Source organism: Actinoplanes sp. NPDC023936 (genome assembly GCF_040639325.1).
Classification (GTDB): domain Bacteria; phylum Actinomycetota; class Actinomycetes; order Mycobacteriales; family Micromonosporaceae; genus Actinoplanes.
In genome coordinates this window covers 24,849-50,972 of sequence record NZ_JBEZZR010000044.1, presented here as the reverse complement: position 1 = coordinate 50,972, position 26,124 = coordinate 24,849, and the positions used below count along the sequence as shown (strand labels likewise).

General features: G+C 71.4%; 20 protein-coding genes. 12 read left to right on the top strand and 8 right to left on the bottom strand.

The features are described from left to right. Nucleotides 1–485: 485 nt before the first annotated feature. From AB0F72_RS36275 to AB0F72_RS36255, 5 genes are read right to left on the bottom strand one after another with little or no spacing between them, the layout of a single operon-like run. On the bottom strand, nt 486–1,886 hold the full coding sequence (locus tag AB0F72_RS36275) for a DUF2252 domain-containing protein (RefSeq protein ID WP_360441581.1): 1,401 nt from the start codon (nt 1,884–1,886) through the stop codon (nt 486–488). Continuing rightward, the gene (locus AB0F72_RS36270; RefSeq protein ID WP_360441578.1) at nt 1,883–2,377 is read right to left on the bottom strand and encodes a DUF1269 domain-containing protein; all 495 of its coding nucleotides are present in this window, start codon (nt 2,375–2,377) and stop codon (nt 1,883–1,885) included. The genes AB0F72_RS36275 and AB0F72_RS36270 overlap by 4 nt, the downstream gene beginning before the upstream one ends. Continuing rightward, nucleotides 2,374–3,477, bottom strand: coding sequence for an AI-2E family transporter (locus AB0F72_RS36265; RefSeq protein ID WP_360441575.1), 1,104 nt, complete (start codon nt 3,475–3,477; stop codon nt 2,374–2,376). The genes AB0F72_RS36270 and AB0F72_RS36265 overlap by 4 nt, the downstream gene beginning before the upstream one ends. Next, nucleotides 3,461–3,907, bottom strand: a complete 447-nt coding sequence (locus AB0F72_RS36260; protein ID WP_360441572.1) for a hypothetical protein — start codon at nt 3,905–3,907, stop codon at nt 3,461–3,463. Before AB0F72_RS36260 ends, AB0F72_RS36265 begins: the two co-directional genes overlap by 17 nt. 9 nt (nt 3,908–3,916) lie before the next feature. Then, nucleotides 3,917–4,192 carry a hypothetical protein gene (locus tag AB0F72_RS36255; RefSeq protein ID WP_360441569.1) on the bottom strand — a complete coding sequence of 92 codons (276 nt, stop codon included), beginning with the start codon at nt 4,190–4,192 and terminating at the stop codon, nt 3,917–3,919. A gap of 261 nt (nt 4,193–4,453) precedes the next feature. Here AB0F72_RS36255 and AB0F72_RS36250 point away from each other — a divergent pair, with 261 nt between their 5' ends. The 5 genes from AB0F72_RS36250 (at nt 4,454) to AB0F72_RS36230 (ending at nt 13,716) form a co-directional block, all read left to right on the top strand. Continuing rightward, nucleotides 4,454–4,948 carry a DUF1269 domain-containing protein gene (locus tag AB0F72_RS36250; protein ID WP_360441566.1) on the top strand — a complete coding sequence of 165 codons (495 nt, stop codon included), beginning with the start codon at nt 4,454–4,456 and terminating at the stop codon, nt 4,946–4,948. A gap of 63 nt (nt 4,949–5,011) precedes the next feature. Continuing rightward, nucleotides 5,012–6,718 (top strand): sulfate permease, encoded by a 1,707-nt coding sequence (gene sulP / locus AB0F72_RS36245; protein WP_360441562.1) that lies wholly within the window; start codon nt 5,012–5,014, stop codon nt 6,716–6,718. A gap of 21 nt (nt 6,719–6,739) precedes the next feature. Further along, entirely contained in the window at nt 6,740–9,424 is a 2,685-nt protein-coding gene (locus AB0F72_RS36240) for a glucosidase (RefSeq protein WP_360441559.1), read from the top strand. After that, complete coding sequence (locus AB0F72_RS36235; RefSeq protein ID WP_360441556.1) at nt 9,421–10,890, top strand: alpha-amylase; 1,470 nt, start codon at nt 9,421–9,423, stop codon at nt 10,888–10,890. The genes AB0F72_RS36240 and AB0F72_RS36235 overlap by 4 nt, the downstream gene beginning before the upstream one ends. A 150-nt stretch (nt 10,891–11,040) precedes the next feature. Continuing rightward, on the top strand, nt 11,041–13,716 hold the full coding sequence (locus AB0F72_RS36230; protein WP_360441553.1) for a LuxR C-terminal-related transcriptional regulator: 2,676 nt from the start codon (nt 11,041–11,043) through the stop codon (nt 13,714–13,716). 18 nt (nt 13,717–13,734) lie between these two features. Here AB0F72_RS36230 and AB0F72_RS36225 read toward each other — a convergent pair whose 3' ends face one another. Further along, entirely contained in the window at nt 13,735–14,175 is a 441-nt protein-coding gene (locus AB0F72_RS36225) for a hypothetical protein (protein WP_360441550.1), read from the bottom strand. A 452-nt stretch (nt 14,176–14,627) separates the two neighbouring features. On the opposite strand from AB0F72_RS36225, the gene AB0F72_RS36220 reads away from it, so the two are divergent. Next, a complete protein-coding gene (locus AB0F72_RS36220; protein ID WP_360441547.1) occupies nt 14,628–17,216 on the top strand; it encodes a LuxR C-terminal-related transcriptional regulator in 2,589 nt (862 codons plus the stop codon). Here AB0F72_RS36220 and AB0F72_RS36215 read toward each other — a convergent pair. After that, on the bottom strand, nt 17,190–18,050 hold the full coding sequence (locus AB0F72_RS36215; protein WP_360441544.1) for a YhjD/YihY/BrkB family envelope integrity protein: 861 nt from the start codon (nt 18,048–18,050) through the stop codon (nt 17,190–17,192). The genes AB0F72_RS36220 and AB0F72_RS36215 overlap by 27 nt on opposite strands. Before the next feature lie 87 nt (nt 18,051–18,137). On the opposite strand from AB0F72_RS36215, the gene AB0F72_RS36210 reads away from it, so the two are divergent. From AB0F72_RS36210 to AB0F72_RS36195, 4 genes are read left to right on the top strand one after another with little or no spacing between them, the layout of a single operon-like run. Beyond that, complete coding sequence (locus AB0F72_RS36210) at nt 18,138–20,087, top strand: phage holin family protein (RefSeq protein ID WP_360441541.1); 1,950 nt, start codon at nt 18,138–18,140, stop codon at nt 20,085–20,087. A gap of 42 nt (nt 20,088–20,129) precedes the next feature. Continuing rightward, nucleotides 20,130–20,966, top strand: coding sequence for a class II glutamine amidotransferase (locus AB0F72_RS36205; RefSeq protein ID WP_360441538.1), 837 nt, complete (start codon nt 20,130–20,132; stop codon nt 20,964–20,966). Nucleotides 20,967–20,977: 11 nt separating this feature from the next. After that, nucleotides 20,978–22,186, top strand: a complete 1,209-nt coding sequence (locus tag AB0F72_RS36200) for an arginine deiminase (protein ID WP_360441535.1) — start codon at nt 20,978–20,980, stop codon at nt 22,184–22,186. Continuing rightward, nucleotides 22,183–22,965, top strand: coding sequence for a metallophosphoesterase (locus AB0F72_RS36195; RefSeq protein ID WP_360441532.1), 783 nt, complete (start codon nt 22,183–22,185; stop codon nt 22,963–22,965). The genes AB0F72_RS36200 and AB0F72_RS36195 overlap by 4 nt, the downstream gene beginning before the upstream one ends. A 32-nt stretch (nt 22,966–22,997) precedes the next feature. On the opposite strand, the gene AB0F72_RS36190 is transcribed toward AB0F72_RS36195, so the two are convergent. Continuing rightward, entirely contained in the window at nt 22,998–23,498 is a 501-nt protein-coding gene (locus AB0F72_RS36190) for a hypothetical protein (RefSeq protein WP_360441529.1), read from the bottom strand. A 132-nt stretch (nt 23,499–23,630) separates the two neighbouring features. On the opposite strand from AB0F72_RS36190, the gene AB0F72_RS36185 reads away from it, so the two are divergent. Both AB0F72_RS36185 and AB0F72_RS36180 read left to right on the top strand, forming a co-directional pair. Then, nucleotides 23,631–24,176 carry a hypothetical protein gene (locus AB0F72_RS36185; protein ID WP_360441646.1) on the top strand — a complete coding sequence of 182 codons (546 nt, stop codon included), beginning with the start codon at nt 23,631–23,633 and terminating at the stop codon, nt 24,174–24,176. Nucleotides 24,177–24,188: 12 nt separating this feature from the next. After that, nucleotides 24,189–25,685: an MFS transporter gene (locus AB0F72_RS36180; RefSeq protein WP_360441526.1), complete on the top strand. Its 1,497-nt coding sequence runs from the start codon at nt 24,189–24,191 to the stop codon at nt 25,683–25,685. Nucleotides 25,686–26,124: the final 439 nt, after the last annotated feature.

Below are 26,124 nucleotides of genomic sequence, written 5' to 3'. Positions count from 1 at the left end.
GCGCAGGTCATCGAGCCGGATACCTGCCTGCGCTACGGCCGGGTGGCGCGAGCCGTAGGGGGCGCATGCTATCCGGGCGTGATCACATGTTTGTGCTACGGCCGGGTGGCGCGAGCCGTAGGGGGCGCATGCTATCCGGGCGTGATCACATGTTTGTGCTACGGCCGGCGCGCGCGAGCCGTAGCTGGCGCATGTCATCCGGCCGAACAACCTGCCTGCGCTACGGCTCGGCCGCCCGAACTTCACACGCTCCGCGATAACGCTACCTGCGTGTGGAGTTCAGGTGTCGCAGCGTGCCGGAACTCCGCGCGCGGGGTGGGGCACGCGGGGTGGGCACGCAGGTGGGGCACGCAGGTGGGGCACGCGGGGTGGGCACGCAGGTGGGGCACGCGGGGCAGGCACGCGGAGACGCGCCACCTCCCCAAGGGAAGGCGGCGCGACGATAAGGGAGGGCGGCGCGACGATAAGGGAGGGCGGCGCGACGATCAGATGCCGGGCTGGCTGGACAGCTCACCCCGCTCGACCGCCCCCGCGAAGGCGGCGTGGTCGCGTTCCGCCTGGTCGGCGTAGAGCTCGGCGAACTCCACCAGCGCCTCGTCGAACTTCGGGCTCGAACCCAGGTACGCCGCGATCGCGATCCGGTCGCCGCAGCGGGCGTGTGCCCGCGCCAGCGTCCACGCGCAGAGCCCGCCGTAGACCCGCATCCCGGTCGCGTCCATCTCCTCGACCACCGCGCCGCCCTTCCAGTCGCGCAGCTGGCGCACGTAGAAGTCGCGGGTCCGGCCGTCGAAGCCCTCGGCGGTGTGCCAGCCGAGGAAGATGTCGCTGGCGGCCTGCATGAGCCGCTGACCGGTGACCACCCGGCGGCCCTGCGGCTGCTCGGGCGGCGCGGCGTCCCGGTCGAGGACCGAGCGGCCGGCCTCCTTCACCTGCAGCAGCAGCGGGTCCTCGTCGTCCCGGCCGGTCAGCAGCACGATCCAGCAGCGGGTTCCGACGCTGCCCACGCCGACCACCTTGCGGGCCAGGTCGACGAACTCGAACGCGTCGAACAGCCGCCGCCGGTCCTCGGCGAGGCTGTCCCGGTACCCGTCGAGCAGGACCCGGATCTGGCTCTCCAACTGCTTGCGGGCCACGTCCGGGACCAGGTCCTGGACCGGGACCAGCAGCGGCGGGTCGGCGACGATCCGGCGCTCGCCGTCCACCACCGCCGTCAGTTTGCGGTAGGCCTGCAGGCTGTTCCGGGCGCGAGCCTTCGCGCCGGCCCTGGTGACCCGGGCCAGGCGGCTCTTGCCGAGCTCGGCGCCGAACTGGACCTGCAGCTCGTCCACGTCGGCGCGGGCGTACCAGAGGTCCAGTTCGCGCATCGCGGCGAACTCGGCCATCGCCTCCCGGTAGCGGCGGGCCGCGTACCGTACCGCCGCGGCCCGGTCCCGGCGGCGGAAGCCGTTCGCCCGGCCGGCCATCGCGAGGCTTGTGACAAGCCGTTTCACGTCCCATTCGAAGGGGCCGGGGTAGGTCTCGTCGAAGTCGTTGAGGTCGAAGACGAGACGGCGCTCGGGTGACGCGTACAGGCCGAAGTTGAACAGGTGGGCGTCACCGCAGAGCTGGGTGATCAGCCCGGAGTGCGGCGCGGCGGCGAGGTCGGCGGCCATCACCCCGGCCGTGCCGCGCAGGAACGCCAGCGGTGACGCCGCCATCCGGGCGTGCCGGATCGGCAGCAGTTCCGGGAGCCGGTCCTCCTCCTCCGCGGTGAGCAGCGCGACCGGGTCCGCCCGGCCGCCGTCGGCGCTCCACCCGGCGTGCGCCTTGAGCGGCGCGAGCTTCCGGGCGGCGCGGCCCGCTGCCGCGCGCGCCGCCGGGTTGCGATTTTCGGGGGTACGGGTCATCGCGTGTGATCCCCGAACGTCTCGAGCAGGATCTCCTCCTCGCCCTCCGTCAGGTTGGTGGCGATCAGCTTGCTGTGCAGGCCGTGGAAGCGCTCACCGAGCCGGTCGAGGTTGCCGTCGGAGGTGACCACGAAGAGCGCGGACGTCCCCTCGGTGATCTGGGTGCGGATGCGTTCCAGTTCCGCGCGGCCGATGCCGGTGCCCTGCAGCGACTTGTCCAGCGCGCCGATGCCGGCGCCCAGCACGCCGCCGACGACCGGCACCAGGAAGAGGCCGCCGAGCACGATGCCCCAGAACGCGCCCCAGCCGACGTGCCGGGCCATGTTCGAGTGCTCGTGGTGGGTCTCCGGTTTCTCGGCGCCTTTCGGCCAGGTGACGACCGTGTAGTCGACGACCTTCACGAGGCCGTCGGCGGCGGCGTCGTGCAGGATCCGGGACATCTGCTCGGCGCGGCCGGGGTCGTCGAACTTCCATACCGTGAACGTGGTCATGACGTGCTCCTCGCGGGATCGGACGAGTGCGGTTTTTCGCTGGAGAGCAGGACGTTCACCCAGCGGGTGGCCGGGTCGATGTCGATGAGCATGCCCTTGGCCAGCAGGGTCAGCGGGATCGCCAGCAGGGCGCCGAGGCCGCCCAGAACCCAGGCCCAGAAGATCAGGGACAGGAAGGACACCGTGGCGGTGAGCCCGACCGCGTTGCCGACGATCTTCGGCTGGATCACCGACTGGATGACGAAGTTGATCACGCAGTAGAGCGCGATCACGGCCAGCATCAGCTCCGGGCCGCCCTGCAGGAGGCCGAGGAGGGCCGGCGGGACCAGCCCGACCACGAAGCCGATGTTGGGGATGTAGTTGGTGATGAACGAGAGCAGGCCCCAGAGCAGCGGCAGCGGCACACCCAGGGCCCACAGCGCCAGGGTGTCGATGACCGCGACGATCAGGCCGAAGACCGTGGAGACCCACAGGTACCGCCGGGTGCCCTGGGCGAACGAGCGGAACGCCTCGACGACCTGCGGGCGCTCCTCCATCGTGGCGTGCAGCCTGGCCGGGAACGACACGGCGTCGAGGCACATGAAGAGCAGGGTCGCGAGCAGGAAGAGCGCGCTCGACAGGGTGCCGACGAGGCTGCCGAGCAGGCCCTCGATCAGGCTGACGACGGCGCTCGGGTCGGCGCCGGACACCACGTTCTGCAGTTGCGCCGTGCTGATCCCCAGCCCGCTGAGACTCTGCACCAGGCCGTCGCGCAGATCGGCGAACTGGGTGGCGTACTGCGGCATCAGGTCGATCAGCTGGGCCACCGAGACGGCCAGGGCCGCGCCCAGGGCGAACAGGATCAGGTAGACCGTGAAGATCATGGCGAGGATCGCCAGCCAGGCCGGCGCGCCGTGCCCCCGGAGCCAGGCGGTGATCGGGCTGACCGTCACGGTCAGCATCAGCGCCAGGAAGACCGGGCCGATCAGGTCGGCGACACCACGCATCCCGGCCACCACGACGACCAGGCCGGCGGTTCCGAGCAGGACGATGACGCCACGGGGCAGGACCTCCTGGGTGAGGAGAGCCCCGCCCGGGCGGGCGTCAGTACCTGACCTCACGGCCGTGCACGGTGAGCGCGTAGATGACCAGCACGTCGAGGGCGATCACGATGGTGGACCAGATCGGGTACGCGGGAAGGAACGCCAGGTTCGCCAGTGCGCTGAACACCGCGATGATCACGCCGACCACGCGGGCCCAGGTCTGTCCGAAGAGCAGGCCGAACCCGGTGCCGAGGGTGATCGCGCCGATGATCAGGTGCGTCCAGCCCCAGGCGCTGAAGTCCATCGGGATGATCAGACCGGCGTCGGTCGTCACGTAGAAGTCGTCCCGGAAGAGCGCTACGAGCCCCTCCACGATCTGGAAACCGCCGAGCATCAACAGCATGACGCCGGCGAATACCACCATCCCGACCCAGCCGGTGGGCTGTGGCCGGCGGGCAGGCTGAGGCGGCGGGTCGTCGTACGACCGTTTGGACTCTGTGTCCGTCATGCTCATCTCCTAGTCAGAGGGATTCCGGCTGAGTCCTGATCGTGTTCCGGAGTGACCGGCGGGCACGCCATCCGTGGCGAATGAACCGGGGGTGACACGGCTCAGGCAGACCAGGTCGAGGCCGGACCGGTCCAGGCTGGTGAGCAGCCGTTCCAGGTCGCTGTCGGAGAGCCGGCCGCGGATCGTGCTCTGCGCCGGCAGGGTGCGGCAGCGCAGGTCACCGAAGGCCTTCCGCAACAGCGGGCCCAGGAAGCCGCGTATCCGGATCTCGTAGTGCTCAGCCATCACCTGCTCCTTCGTCGTGCCGGTACCGGAGTACCGACGGTGGCCGAGATCCCCGTACCGATGCCTCCCCCGCCGGGGATGAACGGCCCGCGGCCTGCCCGGGGGTGTCGGCCGCCGGCGTCCGCGCCGGCGCGGAAGTCATCCGTGCGGAATGAGGGAAGCCGATGCCCGCCGTGGCTCACTGATCGCAGACGCCGTGCCGCGCCGCGGCGGCACAGCGCGAGACCGCTCTGCGGCGGCATAGCAGAAGAGGAGAGATCCATGTCAACTCTGGTCGCCATCGGGTATCCCGACGAGACCACGGCGACGGCGGCGTCGCTGGAAGCCGACCGCCTGTCCAAGGACCTGATCATCCAGCCGGACGCGATCGCCGTGATCATCCGGGACCGTGAGGGCAAGTTCCACGTCACGACGAACCATCACGCCGTGGGCGGTGGCACGACCTGGGGCATGTTCTGGGGTCTGCTGTTCGGGATGCTCTTCTTCATCCCGGTTCTCGGCATGGCGATCGGCGCCGGCCTCGGCGCGCTGACCGGCAAGCTCACCAAGAACGCGATCAGCAAGGAGTTCCAGGACCGGATCCGCGATGAGTTGCAGCCGGGCACGTCCGCGCTGTTCCTCGTGGTCGAGGCGGTCACCCCGGACAAGGCGGTCGAGGCGCTGAGCAAGTACGGCGGCACGGTGATCAAGTCGTCGCTGTCCAAGCAGGCCGAGGCCGACCTGCAGGAGGCCCTGCACGGCGGTGTTCAGCAGTAATCTTCGATCATGGCCGGACGCCGCCCGGGGGACCGGGCGGCGTCCCTCGTGTCAGGAGCGCACATGGCAGCGGCGGACTGGATTCCGGGTCTGAAGGCCGTTTCCACCTATCGGCCGGCGTGGCTGCCGAAGGACGTGATCGCCGGCATCGTGCTGACCACGCTGCTGGTCCCGCAGGGCATGGCGTACGCCGAGCTGGCCGGCCTGCCCGCGATCACCGGGCTCTACACCTCGGTCCTCTGCCTGCTCGGGTACGCGGTCTTCGGCCCGTCCCGCGTCCTGGTGCTCGGACCGGACTCCTCGCTCGGCCCGATGATCGCCGCGGTGATCCTGCCGATCGTCGCCTCGGACGGGGACCCGGCCAAGGCGGTCGCGCTCGCCTCGATGCTCGGCCTGCTGGTCGGCCTCTTCATGACCGCGGCGGGCGTGCTGAAGCTGGGCTTCATCGCCGATCTGCTGTCGCATCCCACCCAGCTCGGCTACGTCAACGGCCTGGCGCTCACCATCCTGATCGGCCAGCTGCCGAAGCTGTTCGGCTTCTCGGTGGACGCTGACGGGCTGATCGAGGAGGCCACCGGGTTCGTCCGCGGGGTCGCGTCCGGCGAGACGGTGCCCGCGTCCCTCGCTGTCGGCGCCGGCGGCCTGCTGGTGATCCTGCTGCTGCAGCGCTTCCTGCCGAAGATCCCGGGCATCCTCATCGCCGTGGTCGGCGGGATCCTCGCGGTCACCGTCCTCGGCCTCTCCGACGACGGCGTCGACGTGGTCGGCCCGCTGCCGCAGGGCTTCCCGCCGTTCACCGTCCCGACCGTGTCCTGGTCGGACCTGGGCCTGCTCGCGGCCGGCGCGCTCGGCATCACGCTGGTCTCGGTGACCGACACCATCTCCACGGCCTCGGCGTTCGCCGAGCGCACCGGCCAGGAGGTGCGGGGCAACCAGGAGATGATCGGCATCGGCACGGCGAACCTGGCGGCCGGGCTCTTCCAGGGCTTCCCGGTCAGCACCAGCGGCTCGCGGACCGCTGTGGCGTTCACCGCGGGCGCCCGCAGCCAGCTCACCGGCGTGGTCGGCGCGGGCGCGATCACACTAATGCTGGTGTTCGCGCCGGACCTGCTGAAGGACCTGCCGCAGCCGATGCTGGCCGCCGTGGTGATCGCGGCCTCGCTGTCACTGGCCGACCTGGCCGGGCTGCGCCGGCTGTGGCGGCAGCGGCGCGTCGAGTTCGGTCTGGCGGTCGCCGCGTTCCTCGGCGTCGCGCTGCTCGGTGTGCTGCCCGGCATCGCTGTCGCGGTGGCGCTCTCGGTGCTCAACGTGTTCCGCCGGGTGTGGTGGCCGTACCAGGCGGTGCTGGGCCGGGCCGAGGGTGTGGACGGGTACCACGACCTGCGCGAGTACCCCGGCGGCGAGCGGATCCCGGGTCTGGTGATGTTCCGGTTCGACGCGCCGCTGATCTTCGCGAACGCCCGGACGTTCCGCGAGGAGATCCGGCATCTGGCATACGCCGACCCGGCGCCGCGGTGGATCCTGGTGGCCGCCGAGCCGATCACCGACGTCGACACCACCGCCGCCGACATGCTGGAGGACCTCGACGAGGAGCTGAACGCGGCCGGGATCTCGCTGGTCTTCGCGGAGATGAAGAGCCCGGTCCGTTCCAAGATTGACAGGTACGGGCTGACCCGCACGATCGATCCGGCGCACTTCTACCCGACGATCGAGGAGGCGGTGGCCGCGTACCGCATGATTTCATCCCTCCCGGAGGAACCCGCCACCTAGCAACGCGCCGACGGTGGAGGCATGGCCACCTCTTCTTCCGGTTTCTCCGGTTCTTCCGGCGCCGAACAGCGGCGCCTGCACGACGCCGACCACGCGGACGTCCCCTGGCGGCGCTGGGGGCCGTACCTCAGCGAGCGGCAGTGGGGCACGGTCCGCGAGGACTACAGCAAGGACCAGGACGCCTGGCACTTCCTCAGCCACGACGAGGCGCGTTCCCGCGCGTACCGGTGGGGTGAGGACGGCATCGCCGGGTTCTGCGACGACGAGCAGTCGGTCTGCATCGCGCTGGCGATGTGGAACGGCCGCGACCCGATCCTCAAGGAGCGGTACTTCGGGCTGACCAACAGCGAGGGCAACCGCGGCGAGGACGTCAAGGAGTACTGGTTCTACGTCGACGCGACGCCGACCCACTCGTACCAGAAGATGGTCTACAAGTACCCGCAGCGGGAGTTCCCCTACAACGACCTGGTCGCCACCAACCGGGCCCGGGGCCGCGACGACTTCGAGTACGAGCTGCTGGACACCGGGATCTTCGCCGAGGACCGCTACTTCGACGTGGTCGTGGAGTACGCGAAGGCCGGGCCGGAGGAGATCCTGGCCCGGATCACCGTGCACAACCGGGGGCCGGAGGAGGCGAGCCTGCGCCTGCTGCCGACGATCTGGTTCCGCAACACGTGGTCGTGGGAGACGGGTGGCCAGCGCCCGAGCCTGCGGGCCGCCGGCCGGTCGGCGATCGAGGCCTCGCACGAGCGGATCGGCACCCGGTGGTTCTCCGTGCTCGGTGATCATCAGTCGCTCTTCACCGAGAACGAGAGCGACGGGCCCTATCGCAAGGACGCCTTCCACCGGTACGTCGTCGGCGGCGACAAGGACGCGGTGAACCCGGCCGAGACGGGGACCAAGGCGGCCTTCGACATCGACCTGCGGGTGCCGGCCGGTGGCGCCGAGACGGTGCTGCTGCGGTTCGGCGACTCCCCGGCCACGGAGATCGGGGCGGAGGTGTTCGACCAGCGGATCGCCGAGGCGGACGAGTTCTACGCCACCTGCCTCGCGCCCACCCTCGGCGACGCCGAGCGGCAGGTGTCCCGCCAGGCGGTCGCCGGGATGCTCTGGAGCAAGCAGTACTTCGGCTACGACGTGGAACGCTGGCTCACCGAGCACGGCCGGGACCCGTTGCAGGCCCGCGACCTGCGCAACGGCGACTGGTTCCACATGATCTGCCACGACGTGATCTCGATGCCGGACAAGTGGGAGTACCCCTGGTTCGCCGCCTGGGACCTGGCCTTCCACACGATCGCCCTGAGCCTGGTGGACCTCGGTTTCGCCAAGCAGCAGCTCGAGTTGCTGCTCAGCCGGCGGTACCTGCACCCGAGCGGGCAGATCCCGGCGTACGAGTGGAACTTCAGCGATGTGAACCCGCCGGTGCACGCCTGGGCCACGCACCTGGTCTACGAGCTCGACAAGGCCCGCAACGGCGAGGGCGACCACGACTGGCTGGAGGCGATCTTCCACAAGCTGTCGAGAAACTTCAGCTGGTGGGTGAACCGCAAGGACGCCGACGGCAACAACATCTTCCAGGGCGGCTTCCTCGGCCTGGACAACATCGGCGTGTTCGACCGCAGCGCGCCGCTGCCCACCGGGGGACACCTGGACCAGGCCGACGGCACCGCGTGGATGGCGTTGTACTGCCAGAGCATGCTGACCATCGCCCTGGAGTTGTCGATCAAGGACCCGGTCTACGTCGAGCAGGCGCAGGCGTACTTCGAGCACTTCGCCTGGATCGCGGTGGCGGTGAACCACGAGACCGGCAGCGCGACCATGTGGGACGAGGAGGACGGCTTCTTCTACGACCTGCTCCGGCTGCCGGACGGCACCTCGCAGCGCCTGCGGGTGCGCTCGCTCGTCGGCCTGCTGCCGCTCGCCGCGGCCACCGTCTACGACCCGGCGCTGGTGGACCGTCATCCGCAGCTGATGGAGGGGATCCAGGACTTCGTGAACCGGCACCCGAGCGTGAGCTCGGTGGTGTCCACCGGACGGCGGGAGGGCCGGCAGGGCAAGCGCCTGCTCGCGCTCTTCGAGGAGAACAAGCTGCGCCGGATCCTGTCCCGGCTGCTCGACGAGAACGAGTTCCTCAGCCCGTACGGGATCCGGTCGGTCTCCCGGCACCACGCCGAGCACCCGTTCGAGTTCCGGGTGGGCGATCAGACGTACGCGGTCGACTACCAGCCGGCCGAGTCGCTCAGCGGGATGTTCGGCGGCAACTCGAACTGGCGGGGGCCGATCTGGATGCCCGCCAACGCCCTGATGATCCGGGCCCTGCTCAACCTCTACCTCGGGTACGGCGACGACTTCACTGTCGAGTGCCCGACCGGCTCGGGCGTGCGGATGAACCTGTTCGAGGTGGCCCGGGAGATCTCCGACCGGCAGACCCGGATCTTCCTGCCCTCCGCTGACGGCCGACGGCCCTGTTACGGTGGCCAGAAGGTCTTCGCCACCGAGCACTGGCGCGATCTGATCCTGTTCAACGAGTACTTCCACGGGGACGACGGCGCGGGTCTCGGCGCGTCGCACCAGACCGGCTGGACCGGGCTGGTCGCGGTCTTCTCCAACATGTTCGCCGGGCTGGCCGGGACGGAACTGCTGGACCAGGGTATGGCCGGGATGCTGCACGCGCTCCCGGTGATCGACACGGAGGAACGACGATGAGCGGGTGGCCGGACGCCCCGGCGATCTACGAGATCGACACGTGGCCCTGGCTGACCGGTCTGAGCCGGCGGCTGGGCCGTCCCGTCACGCTTGCCGACGTGCCGGGCGAGATCTGGGACGAGGTGGCCGCGACCGGGCTGGACGCGGTCTGGCTGATGGGCGTCTGGGAGCGCAGCCCGGCCGGCCTGGCCCTGGCCCACGCGAACGAGAAGCTGCAGGTGGCGTTCCACGAGGCGCTGCCCGACTTCACCCCGGCGGACGTGGTCGGCTCGCCGTACTGCGTGCGCCGGTACCGGGTCGACGACCGGCTCGGCGGCCGGGACGGGCTGGCCGCGGCGCGGGCCGAGCTGAACCGGCGCGGGTTGCGGCTGGTCCTCGACTACGTGCCGAACCACACCGCCCCGGACCACCCGGCGACGGTCCAGCACCCGGAGTGGTTCATCCAGGGCACACCGGAGGATCTGGCCGCCGACCCGGCGGGCTGGTTCCCGGCCGGCGGGCGTGTGCTCGCGCACGGCCGGGACCCGTACTTCCCGCCGTGGCCGGACGTGGCGCAGCTGAACGCGTTCGACCCCGGCCTGCGGGAGGCGACCGCGTCGGCGCTGATCGGCATCGGCGAGCAGTGCGACGGTGTCCGCTGTGACATGGCGATGCTGCTCACCAACGAGATCTTCGCGCGGACCTGGGGGCGGTACGCCGGTCCGGCGCCGGAGCGGGAGTTCTGGCCGGCGATCGTCGAGCGGGTCCGCGCGGTCAACCCGGACCTGGTGCTGATCGCCGAGGCCTACTGGGACATGGAGTGGACGCTGCAGCAGCAGGGGTTCGACTTCTGTTACGACAAGCGGCTCTACGACCGGCTCGTGCACGAGGACGCCGACGCGGTCCGCAAGCACCTCACGGCCGGCCGGGACTTCCAGGACCGGCTGATCCGGTTCCTGGAGAACCACGACGAGCCGCGGGCCGCCACCACCATGCCGGACGGCCGTGGCCGGGCCGCGGCGATCGCGGTGGCGACGCTGCCGGGGGCGATCCTCTGGCACGACGGGCAGTTCGAGGGCCGCCGGGCACACCTGCCGGTGTTTCTGGCCCGGTACCGCGACGAGCTGGCCGACCTCGATCTGCGGGAGTTCTACCACCGCCTGCTCGAGCTGGCCGCGCCGATCCGCACGGGCGACTGGCGGCTGCTCGACTGCCACGGCTGGGCCGACAACCCGACGAGCCGGGACCTGCTGGCCTGGGCGTGGTACGACGGTGACCGCCCCGGGCACATCATCGTGATCAATTTTGGCGCGCACGACGCACAGGGCCGGGTCGTGCTGCCCTTCCCCGCCCTCGCCGGGCAGGCCTGGCGGCTCACGAACCGGCTGGACGGGCGGGTCTTCGAGCGCGGCGGGGACGAGCTCGCCCGGAGCGGCCTCTTCGTCGATCTGCCGGCGTGGGGAGCGCACGTCCTGACCGTGGAGTAGCGATTCGACCGTGGAGTAGCGATCTGACCGTGGAGTAGCGGGCGGGGCACCGAGGGTCACGATTATCCGATCCGGACGATGCGCGGGTGAGTTCACCCGGACGAGTCTGTATCCGAGATCGAATGGGGTCGGCTCTCGGAGGTACAAGACGTGTCCACTGAACTGATCGCGGATCTGCCCGGCGTGCCGGGTCTAGACGCGGATGATTCGTTACTCGACTCCAAGTTCGCGGTGCCGGTGGTACCGCCGTTCATGGTGGCGCGTCCCGCTCTGCTGGCCCGGGTGACCGAGGGCGTGCAGGGTCCGGTCACGCTCGTCACCGGGTTGGCCGGCAGCGGCAAGACGCAGCTGCTGGCCTCCTGGGTGGACAGCGATCCGGTGGACTGGCCGATCGCCTGGATCAGCGTGGAAGCCGGTGACGATGACCTTCCGGCGTTCTGGACGTACGTGATGGAGGGTTTGCGCCGGGCGGGGGTGGCCGTTCCCGCCGTGCCGGGGGGTACGGCGGGCCGGGCCGCTCTCGGCCGGCTCGCCGCGGCGATCGACGAGCAGCCCACCCCGGTGGTTCTGATCCTCGACGGCGTCTCCCAGCTGCCCGGCCGGGACTGGGCCACCAGCCTGGACTTCCTGCTCGGCCACGTGCGGCAGCTGCGGGTGGTGCTGGCCGGCCGGTGGGACCCGCCGCTGCCGCTCTACCGCTACCGTCTCTCCGGGCAGCTCCGCGAGCTGCGCACGGCGGACCTGGCGTTCAGCGCCGCCGAGACCGCCGAGCTGATGGCGTCGCACGGAGTCGATCTCGGCCCGGCGGAGATCAGCCGGCTGCTGGAGCACACCGAGGGCTGGACCGCGGGGATCCGGCTCTGTGCCTGTGCGCTGCAGCGCAGCCCGGACGCCAAGCGGATGGTCGACACGATTTCGGGGGACGAGTCGACCATCGCCGAGTACTTCATCGGTGAGGTGCTGCGGTTGCAGACGCCGGAGGTGCGGCGCTTCCTGCTGGAGACCAGCGTGCTGGACACGTTCACCCCGGAGCTCGCGGCGGCGGTCACCGACCGCACCGACGCGAGCCGGCTGCTCTCCACGCTGACCAAGGAGAACGCGTTCATCCAGCCGGTCGCCGAGGGTTCCGGGCTGTACCGGTACCACCGGCTCTTCGCCGAGCTGCTGCGCGCGCAACTGGCCTGGTCCGAGCCGGACGAGGTGCCGACCCTGCACATCCGGGCGGCGGCCTGGCTCGCCGAGCAGGGCCGGCTGGTGGAAGCGGTCGGGCACGCGGCGCAGGCCGGCGACTGGGCGTCGGCGGCGGCCATGGTGGTCGAGGACTACGCGGTGGGCCGCCTGGTGATCGAGGGCAGCGCCGGCCGGCTCGGTGGGCTCTTCGCCACCATGCCGGGGCACGTGGAGCTGCCGGAGGCGGTGATGGTCCAGGCCGCGATCGCCTACGGCGACCGGCGACCGGACCGGGCGGCAGAGCTTCTGGCGTACGCCGGGAAACTGCTCGCCGTCAACGGGAGCACCTGCGGTGACGGGCTCACCCTGACCGGCTTCCTGGTGCAGATCCTGATCCTCACCGGTGGGCCCGAGCCGGAGCGGGTCGGCGAGCTGGTCGCCGTCGCCGAGACGTTCCTGGCGGTGGCGCCGCCCGAGCGCCTGGCCCGCCACCCGGAACTGCGGCTCCTGCTGAAGGCGGCGGAGGGCACCGCGCTGAACAACCTGGGGTCGGTCGGGCCGGCCGTGGAGGCGCTGTCCGACGTGGCCGCGAGCATCCTGCCCGGCTGCGAGACGATCCGGATCGACTGTCTCGGGCAGCTCGCGCTCGCCGAGGCGTACCGGGGGCGGCTGAGCCGGGCGGAGAACGCCGCACGGCAGGCCCTGGAGCTGGCCTCCGAAGCCGGGCTGGACCGCGGTCACCGGCCGGGCATCGCCGAGGTGGCGCTGGCCTGGGTGGCCCTGGAGCGCTACGACATCGAGGCCGCCGACCGGCATCTGCGGCTGGCCCAGCCGCTCTGCGGGCCGGCCTCGGCCACGTCCGCGATGCTCGGTTACGCGATCGTCCGGGCCCGCCGCCTGCACACCCGCGGCGAGCTCCGGAGCGCGGTGAACACCCTGCGGTCCGCGGAGCAGGCCGTCGACGGCCGTGCCGCGCCGCAGTGGCTGACCCGGGAGGTGCTGCTCGGCCAGGCCCGGCTGCTGATCGCCGGCGGTCACCCGGATCACGCCGCCGCCCTGGTGGAGCGCTGCGCCGATTCCTCCCTGGCGGATGTGGCGCTGGTGCGGGCCACCCTCGCGGTGAGCCGTGGCGACACGCGGACCGCGCACGACGTGGCCCGGACCGTCGCCGATGCCGCCGGCGCGCCGCTGCCGGTGGCCCTCGACGCCTGGCTGCTGCTGGCCGTCCTCGCGGCGCAGGCCGAGGACGCCACCGGCGCCCGGGAAGCGCTGCGCCGGGCGCTGCGCGTGGCCGGGGCGGAGAGCCATCGGCGCCCGGTGCACCAGGCCTGGGGTCAGTTGCGCCGGCTGTTGCGCGACGACGAGCGGCTGGCCGTGCAACTCGCGGCGCTGGGCGCCGCGCCGGGTGCGGTGCCGGCCGGCGCCGCCACGGTCCCGGTCGCGGCCGCCGAACCGGTGGTGGTGGAGGCGCTGAGCAAGCGGGAGCTGGACGTGCTGCGGGGGATGGCCGCCATGCTCCCGACCGAGGAGATCGCGGCGTCGCTCTACGTATCGGTCAACACCGTGAAGACCCATGTGCGGAGCATCCTGCGCAAGCTCTCCGCGTCCCGGCGCAACGAGGCGGTGCGCCGGGCCCGGACGATGAACCTGATCTGACCGCTCGGTGCGGGCGCCTCAGTGCTTGCGCCGGACGTCCCGCCCGTGCGCGGCGAGGGCGTAGATGACCAGAACGTCCATGCAGATCAGGATGGAGCACCAGACCGGCGCGGCGGCCAGGAAGGAGAAGTGGATCAGGGCTCCGATGCCGGCGATGACGATGCCGGTGACCCGGGCCCAGGTCTGTCCCAACAGGACGCCCGCGCCGGTCGCCGTCGTGATCAAACCGAAGATCAGATGTCCCCACCCCCAGGTGGTGTAGTCGGGCTGGAAGAGGAGGCCGTCCGCGGAGACCAGGTAGACCTCTTCGCGGTACAGGGCGGTGAAACCCTCGGCCATCTGGAAGCCGCCCAGGATGAGCATCATGATCCCGGCGAACACCACCAGGCCGATCCATCCGGTGGTGTCCGGCGCCGCTCCGGTGTTCGCCGGGCGTTCCGTTGCGTAACTGCTCGACATGGTGCGAACCCCTTTCCTCGGTGTACCCAGCAGAGCCGGTGAGGCGGGAGCGCACATCACTCGTAGCGGACGAGAGGGAGGCGGGGAATTTGTGGCACAGTCGCTGAACATGCAACTTGCAAATCAAGAAAGTCGATCGACACGAAGGGTTGCTGCGTGCGTACCGCCTGTGCTTCGGTTGCGGTGAGCGGTTCACCGATGCGTTACTCTGCGTGATTTCTTAGGTCGCACTCTGGGTTCTACATCGTAATAGAACCCGCGCGAAGGGTGACGCTTCGTATTTTCGATGTGCCGACGGCTGGTCGGCGCGTTCGACCCGGAACGGCTTGGCGAACGAGACACGGTAGCGGGCGCCCCTGTCGCGGAGGGGCGCCGGAGCTTGCACCGTGCCGATCGGGGGTGGTGAAGGTATGCCCGATATGTCGAGTGATGCTCCTTCTCAGCGAGTGGCGATGGCTCAGCGGGTCCGGTCGGCGCGTCCCTGGACCGATCGGGGAGTGCTGTGGCGGCCGCGTCTCGCGGAGACGCTCGACGCGGGCGTGCGCCGCCCGGTCACGGTGATCTGTGCCGGGCCGGGCTGGGGCAAGACCGCCCTGGCCGCCTCGTGGGCGAGCACCCGCTCGAACTCCGGACCGGTCGCCTGGCTCACGCTGGAGAGCCAGCACAACGAGCCGGCGGCGTTCTGGTCGGACCTGGTCATGGCGCTGACCACCGCCGGCGCGAGTGGACTGCCGGAGGCGGGCCCGCTCCCCGGCGACGAGCCCGGCTTCCCGAACCGGCTGCTCGCCGGACTGGCCGGCCTTCCCGCGGTGACCGTCCTGATCCTGGACGACCTGCATGAGGTGACCGATCCGCGAGTGCTGAACGGCCTCGCCGGGATGCTGCAGCGACTGCCCGAGCGGCTGCGGGTCGTGCTGATCAGCCGGACCGAACCGGGCGTCCCGCTGCACCGGCTGCGGGCCTCCGGCGAACTGACCGAGATTGGCACCGAGGCCCTCGCCTTCCGGGTGGACGAGGCGGAGCAACTGCTGGCCGCGCGGGGCCGCCGGCCGTCCCCGGCCGAGGTGGCCGACCGGGTCCGGCACGCCGAGGGCTGGGGCGCCGGGCTGGGGCTCGGGCTGGAGGCGCCGGCCGGCTCGGCCGACGCCGCGATCGAGGACTACCTGGTCCGCGAGGTGCTGGCCGCACAGCCGCCGCACTTCCGGGAGTTCCTGCTGCGCACCAGCGTGCCGGACCGGATCTGCGGCGAGCTGGCCGAGGCGCTCACCGGGCAGCGGTACGGTCACCGGACCCTGGAACGGCTGGCCCAGGCGAACCTGTTCGTGGAGCGGATCGGGATGGGCCGGTGGTTCCGCTACCACCGGATGTTCCGATCCGCGCTGCGCCACCAGCTCGCCACCGTCGAGCCGGAGCGGGTGCACGCGCTGCATCTGCTGGCCGCCCAGTGGCACGCCGCCACCGGCAACGGCCTCACCGCGATCAATCACGCGGCCTCCGGCGGGGACTGGGCCCTGGTGGCCCGGCTCGTGGTGGACCGCGGGCTGCAGCTCTTCGCCTCGGCCGACCGGGAGGAGTTCCTGGCGGTGCTCGGGCGGATCCCGGTGAAGCAGCTCGTCGAGAGCGCCGAGCTGGCGTTCTGCGCGGCGCTGCGCGCGTTCGCGGACGGTGACATGGCCGCCGTGCCGCAGCGTATCGCCCGGGCCCGGATGCTGCTGACCGGTCGGGACGCCCGGTTCCGCGCGGTGATCGACCTGGCCCTGATCGTCCTGGAGAGCGGCGTGGTGATCCGCTGCCAGGGTGACATGCCCAGGCTCGTCGCGGTCTCCGCGCAGGCGCTCGAGGACCTGACCGCGCTGCGCTGGGACGAGGTGCCGGCCCGGCTGCAGTACCGGGCCATGATGCTCGGCCACAAGGGCGCCGGTCTGCTCTGGACCGGCCGTCTCGACCATGCCGAACGGTTCCTCTGGGCCGCCGCGTCCGCCGCCCGCGCCGCCGGCAGCCCGCTCGTGGAGATCGACGCGCTGGCGCACCTGTCCCTGCTGGTCCATCTGCAGGGGGCGCTGAACACCGCGGACGAGCACGCGACGGCCGCGATCGACCTGGCCCGGCGGATCGACGCGCGGACCCGGCCGCCGGTCGCCCTCGCCTACCTGACCCTTGCCTTGATCGAGGCGGACCGGGGCCGCGAGACCGAGGCCGAGGAGTCGTTGCGCCGCGGGCTGCACGCGGTCGGCGACAACCCGGAGGCGGCGTCCGCCATGATGGTCGCCCTGGTCCGGGCCCGGCTGCTGCTGGACCGCCGGGAGCCGCTCCCAGCACGCGCCGTGCTGCACCGCGCCCGGGTCGACGCCGGGCCGCACTTCGACGCCCCGCTGCTGGGCCGGTTGCTGGCGCTCGCCGAGTCCGAAGCCGACCTGGACCTCGGCCGCCCGGCCACGGTGATCACCCGGTACGCGCACCGCCCGCCCGTCCCCGCGCTGCTCCCCGCCGAGCAGGTCTGCCTGGCCCGCGCCCATCGGGACGTCGGCGACGAGGCCTCGGCCGAGCCCCTGCTGTCCCGGGTCCGGGCCGGCTCGGACCGGGTGGCCGCGGTCTCCGCCTGGATCCTCACGGCGCTCGCCGCCGACGCGCAGGGGCACGGCGGCCGGGCCGGCGAGGCGCTGTCCCGCGCCCTGGCCGACGCCGAGCCGGAGTTGCTGCGGCAGCCGTTCCGCCGGTTCGGCGCCCCGCGCATGCTGGTCCTCGCGGAACGGCAGCAGTGGCTGAGCGAGGCCCGCGGCTCGGCCCGCGACACCGTGCTCGGGGAGATCACCGGCGAGGTCCCGGTGCCCGGCGCGACACCGGCCGCCGGGCCGCTGAGCGAGCGGGAGCTGGAGGTCCTGCAATACCTGCCGACCGTGCTGACCGCCGGCGAGATCGCCGAGAACCTGGGCATCTCGGTGAACACGGTCAAGGCGCACATGCGCGCGATCTACCGGAAGCTGGGCGCGGGGCGACGCCGCGAAGCTGTCGTGCTAGCCCGCCAGCTGGGCCTGCTCTGACGTGGCCGGCGAGGTCAGGACGGCGCCGATGACCGCGCACAGCAGCAGGCAGAACGAGATGACGTACAGCCAGCCGATGTAGGTGAAGGCCAGCCCGATCGTCCCGTACCGATCGGCGCTGGCCTGCAACGCCCGGGGCAGGTAGACCGAGCCGACCGCCCGGACCCCGACCATCGCCGCCCCGAAGACCGCCGCGGAGACCAGCAGCCGGTTCCGCGGCAGGCCGGGGCCGAGCAGGATCCGGGGCAGCGCCACGGCCAGCACGAAGTCGCTCAGCAGCGTGACCACGACGCCGGTGACGTGCGGTGCGGGCAGCATGCCGGCGAGCCAGCCGAGCACCCGGATGGCGACCAGGAAGAACACCATCATCAGCACGGCGCCGATCTGCCAGGCGGTCGCCACCGCGCCCCGGCGTCCCGGCTCCGACCAGATCGCCCGGTAGGAGCGGGTCAGCGCGCGGGCCAGGCCGGTCGCCGAGATGATCACGATGAGGCTGCCGGCCACGCCGAACGCGCCGTTGCGGCTGCCGCTGAGCGCCTCGTCGATCAGCCTCGCGCTGCTGTCCGGAACCTGGAGCACCCGGTTCAGCTGGTCCCGGGCCCGGTGGCCGAAGAGCGCGCCGAACATGATCAGGATCGGGAAGATCGAGGTGAAGGCCTGCGCGGCGAGCGTCATCGACCGGTCGAAGATCTGCACCCGGAACAACTCGCTCGCGATGCGCAGCAGCAGCGTGCCGGCCCGGTTCCCGAGGATCAGCTCCGCTCCGGGGCGCAGCCTGCGGGGCACCGCGGCGAGGACGCTCCCCGGGGTGAAACTGCGATCGGGCTCGGTCACCCCGTCATGGTCGGCGACCGGGGCCGGGCCGAGCATCATCCGGCACGGATGGGGTCAGGCCCGCGGAGCGTGCCGACACTGAGGCGCATGCCCTCCATCGTGGTCACCGTCATCCTCAGCACGCTGGCGCTGGGCGCCACCGTCGTTCTGATGCCCGGCATCAGCGCGGAGAACGGCTGGGCGGTCCTCGGCGCGGCGATCATTCTCGGTCTGCTGGGCGCGCTCCTGCGGCCGCTTCTGGTCCGCCTGCTCTCCCGCGTCGGCTGGGCCGGTGTGGTGGCCGGCTGGCTGGTGACGCAGGCCCTGCTGGTCTGGGGCGCGCTCTGGCTCGCGCCGGACGTGCACGTGGACGGTTTCTGGTCGGCGTTCGCGGCGTCCTGGCTCGGTGCCGCTCTGATGAGCATCGGACTCTGGGTCGTCACGGCGGGGCAGAGCGGCCCGGCCACCCAGCATCTGCTGCGGGTCAACCGGCGCTTCCGGAAGAACGTCGCGCGCACCGAGACGCCCGGCGTCGTGATGATCCAGATCGACGGGTTGTCGGCGCCGCTGGCCCGGTGGGCGATCGAGGCGGGCAACCTGCCCACGCTCGGCCGGTGGTTGCGCTCCGGAAGCCACGCGCTCACCGAGTGGCACGCCCAGCTGCCGGCCACGACGCCGGCCAGCCAGGCGGGGCTGCTGCACGGCGCGAGCGATCAGATTCCGGCTTTCCGATGGTACGAGAAATCGTCCGCCCGGCTCGTCGTGACGAACCGCCCGAAGGACAGCGCCCTCGTCGAGTCCCGCTGCTCCGACGGCCGGGGCCTGCTGGCCGGCGGCGGGGTGAGCGTGAGCAACGTGTTCTCCGGTGACGCCGGCACGTCGCTGCTGACCATGAGCACGGCCGGCTCGGCGGGACCGTCCCGCTACCTCGGCGCGTACCTGATCGACCCGTACGGCCTGACCCGCTCCCTGATCCTCACCGTCGGCGAGATCGTGAAGGAGCTCTACCAGGCCCGCCGGCAGCGGCTGCGCGACGTGCGGCCCCGGATGCGCCGCCGCGGCTCGTACGTCTTCCTGCGCGGCGCCACCAACGTGCTGCTGCGCCACCTCAACCTGGCGATCATCACCGAGCAGATGATGCAGGGCGCGCCGTCGATCTACTGCGACTTCGTGGACTACGACGAGATCGCGCACCACGCCGGGCCGGCCCGCCCGGAGTCGCTCGCCTCGCTGGAGGGCATCGACGGCGTTCTCGCCACGCTGGAGGAGGTCGCGGCGGCCGCGCCCCGGCCGTACCTCTTCGTGGTTCTCTCCGATCATGGGCAGAGCCAGGGCGCCACGTTCGAGCAGCGGTTCGGCCTGCGCCTGGAGCAGCTGATCGGGCAACTGACCACCGACGCCGAGGTGGTGGCGACCCGCGAGGACGAGCAGGAGGGCCGGGCGCACGCGTTGCGCGTGAGCCTTTCCGGTACGGACAAAGCCCCGCCCCCGCAGCCCGAGACCGTCCCGGACACCCCGGAGATCGTCGTCGCGTCCTCCGGCAACCTGTCACTCGTCTACCTCGCCCGGCTGCCCGGCCGGGTCACCCTGGAACAGATCGACGACCGGCATCCGAAGCTGCTCGACGGCCTCGTCGAGCATCCGGGCGTCGGCTGGGTGATGGTCCGCTCCGCCGAGCACGGCGCCGTGGTGCTCGGCCGCAACGGGCGCCGCCGGCTGCGGGACGGCCACATCGACGGGCTCGATCCGCTGCTCGGGTACGGCCCGCGCGCGGCCCAGGACCTGATCCGGCACGACGGCCTGGCGAACACCGGCGACCTGGTGATCAACAGCTGCTGGGATCCGGAGTCTCAGGAGGTCGCCGCGTTCGAGGACCTGATCGGCTGCCACGGCGGGCTGGGCGGCTGGCAGAACCGGCCGGTGCTGATCCACCCCCGGTCCTGGCGGGTGCCGGTGGAGCTGGTCGGCGCGGACGCGGTGCACCGGCTGCTCTGCCGCGCGCTCGAGGAGACCGGCTGCCGGCCCGGTCATCCCTCCGGGGTGAGCCCGGCCCGGTGATCGGGCGGGACGCTGATGGCCCGTCGCGTGAGAGGAATGCCCATGTGCCGCTGGCTGGCCTATTCCGGTACGCCCATCCGGCTCGAAGAGCTGCTCTACAAGCCGCGATTCTCCCTGATCGACCAGAGCATGCACTCCCGGCTCGGCGTGGAGACGACGAACGGCGACGGCTTCGGGGTCGGCTGGTACCCGGTCGACGGACCGGCCGAGCCCGCCCTGATGCGCGGCGTCGGCCCGGCGTGGAGCGACGCCAACCTGCGCGAGATCGCCGGGTCCACGGTCTCGCCGCTCTTCCTGGCGCACATCCGGGCCAGCACCGGCACGGCTGTGCAGCAGACCAACTGCCATCCGTTCCGCTACCAGAACTGGCTCTGGCAGCACAACGGCTCGATCCGCGACTTCGCCCGGCTCAAGCGGGACCTGATCCTCGCGGTCGCCCCGGACCTCTACCCGGCGATGGTCGGCTCCACCGACTCCGAGGTGATGTTCTACCTGGCGCTCACGTTCGGCCTGCGGGACCGGCCGATCGCCGCGATCGAGCGGATGGCGGGACTGGTCGAGTCGGTCGGCCGGGCCCACGGGGTGCCGGACCCGTTGCAGATGACAGTGGCCACCACCGACGGTGACCGGATCTGGTGTGTCAGGTACTCCACCGAGGGACACAGCCGGTCGCTCTTCTACAGCACCGCGACCAGCGCGCTGCACCGGCTGTACCCGGACAACAAGCAGCTGGCCCGGCTCTCCGACGAGACCCGGCTGGTCGTCTCGGAACCCCTCGGCGAGCTGGAGGGCGCCTGGCAGCCGGTGCCCGAGTCCAGTTACGGCGTGATCCAGAAGGGCGACGACGAACTCGGCCGTTTCGAGCCGGCCGGGCCCTGATGAGCTTTCACGTGGACTCCGAGACCGGCCGGCTGCGTCAGGTGATCCTGCACCGGCCCGGTGTCGAGCTGAGCCGCCTCACCCCGGACAACCTCCGCGGGCTGCTCTTCGACGGGATTCCCTGGGCCCGCCGGGCGCGCGAGGAGCACGACGCCTTCGCCGAGGTGCTGCGCGAGCGCGGCGTCAAGGTGCACTACTTCGGCCGGCTGCTCGCCGACGTGATGGACATCCCGCGGGCGCGGGCCTGGGTGCTGGACCGGATCCTCACCGAGGACACCGTCGGCCCCACCCTGGCCGGCCCGCTGCGCCGGCTGGCCGAGCAGGCGGAGAGCGAGAAACTGGCCGAGTACCTGATCGGCGGGGTGCTCAAGCACGAGCTGGCCGGGTTCACCGTGAACAGCCTGCGTTGGGAGTTGCTCGGCGCCGACGACTTCGTGCTCGATCCGCTGCCCAACCACCTGTTCCAGCGGGACAGCTCGGCCTGGATCTACGGCGGTGTCAGCATCAACCCGATGGCGATGCCGGCCCGGCTCCGGGAGTCGGTGTACAGCGCCGCCGTCTACCGCTTCCACCCGATGTTCACCCTCACCGACTTCACCGTCTGGTACGGCGGTGACGACCGCACGCATCCTCCGGCCACCCTGGAGGGCGGCGACATCCACGTGCTCGGCCGTGGCGCCGTGATGGTCGGCCTGGGGAAGCGGTCCACCGCGATGGGGGCGGAGAACCTGGCCCGCAGCCTCTTCGCGGCCGGCGCCGCGACCAGGGTGATCGTGGTCGAGCTGCCGCACTCGTCCGCGATGACGCACCTCGACACGGTGCTCACCATGGTCGATCGGGCCACCTTCGTGGTCTACCCGTACCTGCGGAGCCCGCTGCGGTCCTGGACGGTGCTCCCCGCCGACGACGCGGACGGGCTGCGCGTGGTCCGCAACGACGACCTGTTCGACACGATCGCCGAGACCGTCGGCGCCGACAAGCTGCAGATCCTGGAGACCACCGAGGACGTCCGCGCCGCCCAGCGGGAGCAGTGGGACGACGGCAGCAACTTCCTCGCGATCGAACCCGGCGTGATCGTCGGGTACGAGCGCAACGTCACCACCAACACGTTCCTGCGCCGCCAGGGCATCGAGGTGATCACCATCGCCGGCGGCGAGCTCGGCCGTGGCCGGGGCGGACCACGGTGCATGACCTGCCCGCTCGAACGCGACGCGGTGTGAGCGGCCGGCCCGTCCTCGTGGCGCACCTGTCCGACCTGCACCTCGGCGCGCACGACCGGGCCGCCGTGGAGAGCATCGCGGACGACGTGACACGGGCCGGGCCGGCGCTGACCGTGGTGACCGGGGACAGCACGATGCGGGCCCGGACCGACGAGTTCCGCCGGGCCCGGCATCTGCTCGACCGGCTGCCCGGACCGCTGCTCACGGTCACCGGCAACCACGACGTCCCGCTCCTGAGCTGGCGGCGGGCGCTCCGTCCGTACCATCGCTATCGGACCTGGATGGGCGCCGAGCTGGACCCGGACCGCACGGTCCCGGGTCTGGTCGCCCTGGGGTTGCAGTCGATGCCGCGGTGGCGCTGGAAGAACGGGCGGGTGTCCGCCCGGCAGGCTGCCCTGGTGACCCGGGTGCTGGGCGGCGCGCCCGCCGGCCACCTGCGGCTGCTGGCGCTGCACCACCCGCCGCTGGTCACCGGGCCGGACCGGCTGGTCGGCCGGGACCGGCTGCTCGCCGCGATCCGCGCGGCCCGGGTCGACCTGGTCCTCGCCGGGCACACGCACGTGCCCGACGTGCGCGTGCCGACGCCGGGCGGGCCGGTCTTCGTGGTGGCGGGCACCTCGGTCAGCCGGCGGACCCGGCACGAGATCGGCTGTTCGTGGAGCCTGATCAGCGTGCACGAGGGCGAGGTCGTGGTCCGGGAGCGTTACCTGGTGGACGGCGCCTGGACGACCGGCCGCGTGGTGACAGTGCCCCGCACCCAGCGCGGCAGTGGTCTCTAGTGGAGCAGTGCCTTCTAGTGCAGCAGTGCCTTCTAGTGGAGCAGTGTCTTCAGGACCACCATGGCGACGCCGAACATGCCGGCCACCAGGGTGGAGACGACCCGCTCCAGCGTGGTGAGACGGCCGCCCATGCCCATCCGCCAGCCGCTCACGCAGAGCAGCAGCGTGGTGCAGGCCAGCGACAGGATCTCCGCGGTGATCAGGCGGGTGCCGACCAGGCGGGCGACCACCAGGACCAGCAGCGGCAGCGCGGAGGCCGTGACGAGCTCCCAGCCGGTGGTCAGCTGGCGGCGGACCGTGTGCCAGGTCGGGCGGTGGCCCTCGTGGATGCGTTCGGCGACGATCCGGGCGTACCGTTCGGCGGCCCAGTAGATGGTGAGCGTCACCACCTCCACGATCACGGCCGCTGTCGCGGTCTTCGCGTGCGAGGCGACGAGCACGGCGGCGCCGACGATCAGGCCGTAGATTCCGGATGCGGTCGCCTCCTCGGTGTCGCGGGTGACGCGGACCCGAAGTGGATTCGTCCCGGCCATGCGGTTCCCTTCGTCCCCTCGAGCCTCGGTCGTCTCGTTCCCCCGAGCCTCGCCCGGCCGGGGGCCCGGGGGCCTCGTCCGGCACGGATGAATCACCCGCTGCGAATGGGGACGGCGGGATCCGGCGTGACGATGCTTTTCGCCATGGGTAATCCGCTGCGACGGCGTTCGGACCGCATCGAGAGTCTGATGATCTTCACCCTGGTCATGCTGTTCCTGGCCGCCGCACCGGGGCTCGGCTGGTGGGCCGGACGGTCCAACTACCTCGCCGGTGTCCGCGCCGAGGAATGGGAGGAAGCCCATGTCTTCGAGGTGACGGCCGAGCTGGTCAGCGAGCCCGTCAGCCAGACCGGCAACCCCGTGCCGCGCACCGCCCAGGCCCGCTGGACAGCGCCGGACGGCACACCGCGCAGCGGCCTGCTGCCGGTCGAGCTGGAGAGCCGGCGCGGCGACCGGACCCCGGTCTGGGTGGACGACCGGGGAAACCTGCGCGACCCGCCGCTGGACCGCAGCCCGATGGTGCACGCGGTGCTGGTGACCGGCGCGGTGGTGCTCTGCCTGGCCGCGCTTCTCGGCGGCCTCGGAAAAGCCGGCCGGGCGCTGCTCGACCGGCAGCGGGACCGTGCCTGGCAGCGCGAATGGCACGAGGTCGGCCCGCGCTGGACTACGAGAAAATAGGAGCGTTGCTCGATGGCACGATTCCCGGCCCAACTGCGTCAGGCGCTGATCGCGTTCGCGCTGGCCCAGTTCATCTGCAGCTTCGCCGGTTCGAACATGAACGTGATGATCACCGACATCAGCGACGACCTGAACACCACGGTCCAGGGCGTGCAACTGGCCATCACGCTGTTCCTGCTGGTGATGGCCGCGCTGATGATCCCCGGCGGCAAGCTGACCGACCGGCTGGGCCGCAAGTGGTGCCTGGTCGCCGGGCTGCTGCTCTTCGCCGCCGGCGCGCTGCTCAGCTCGTTCGCCCAGAACCTCCCGCTGCTGATCATCGGATATTCGGTCTTCGAGGGGGTGGGCACCGCACTGCTGATCCCGCCGGTCTACATCCTCACCACGCTGCTGTTCACCGGAGTCGCCGCCCGGGCGCGGGCGTTCGGCCTGATCAGCGCGATGGGCGGGGTGGGCGCCGTGACCGGCCCGCTGATCGGCGGGTTCGTCGCGTCCGTGATCCACTGGCGGGCCGCGTTCGTGCTGCAGGCCCTGATCTGCCTGTTGATCGTGGTGCTCAGCCGCAAGGCCGTGACGGATCCGCTGCCGGCCGACAAGTCCAAGCCGTTCGACACCGGCGGGGCCGTGCTCTCCGCGCTCGGCCTGATCCTGATCGTCAACGGCATCCTGCTGGCCGACAACAACGTCCTCGCCATGATCGGCCTGCTGGTCGCCGGTGCGCTCGTGCTGACCTGGTTCTTCCTTTCGGTACGCGCCAAGGAGCGAGCCGGCCGTGAACCACTGCTCTCCACCGCGCTGTTCCACAACCGCACCTCCAACCTGGGCCTGGTCACCCAGAACACGCAGTGGCTCATGGTGATGGGCTCGTCCTTCGTGATCTCGACGTATCTGCAGGTGGTGCGCGGGTACAACGCGATCGAGACGGGCGCGGTCTTCACGGCGACCACTGTCGGTGTGCTGATCTCCTCGCTCAGCGCGGAACGGATGGCGCAGCGCCGCCCGCAGCGAACCCTGATCATGGGCGGCTTCCTGATCACGATCGCCGGCATCGCGTTGCTGCTCGCGGCCGGTGGCACGGCCGGTAGCGTGTGGGGGATGGTTCCCGGGCTCTTCGTGATCGGCCTGGGCCTGGGCGTGATGCTGACCCCGTCGGTGAACGTGGTGCAGTCCGCCTTCCCGGAACACCTCCAGGGCGAGATCTCCGGCCTGTCCCGCAGCGTCTCCAATCTGGGGTCGTCGCTCGGGGCGGCGCTCACCGGCACGATCCTGGTCGCCGGGGTGGACGGGGCGGCGCCGGGCCGGGCGTACCTGTGGGCGATGTGCTCGGTGGCCGCCGCCGGCGTGATCGGCCTGGCGGCAGCGTCGTTCCTGCCCCGCACCGGCCCGGCGAACCCGGGCGCCGCGACCGACCCGAGCCCCGACCCGGGTCAGCCGGCCGCCGCGACCGGCCCGATCACCGACCCAGGTCAGCCGGCCGCCGCGACCGGCCCGATCACCGAGCCGGGTTAGCCGGCCGCCGCGACCGCGACCGACCCGCGCGGGCCGGGAAAGCCGGGTGGCGTGACTGATTTGCGCACTGTGGCCGGCCACCGCATGCAGTGGCTGTTCGTGTTCCCTGGAGGTGCCCACCGGCATTGTCGCGCCCGGGAGCTCTGACGACCAGCTGGTCCAGCTGGTCACCAGTGCTGCCGGGTGCCTGTTTCGAGAGCACTGACCCTGCTGGTTGATTAAGGAACCCGTCTACCCGCGGAAACGTGGGTGCGGAGTGGAGTCCGAAGCGGCTACCCGCCTTGATCACATGTCTGAGCTACGGCCGGGTGACGCCAGCCGTAGGCCAGAGCGGCTATCCGGGCTTGATCACATGTCTGAGCTACGGCCGGGTGACGCCAGCCGTAGGCCAGAGCGGCTATCCGGGCTTGATCACATGTCTGAGCTACGGCCGGGTGAC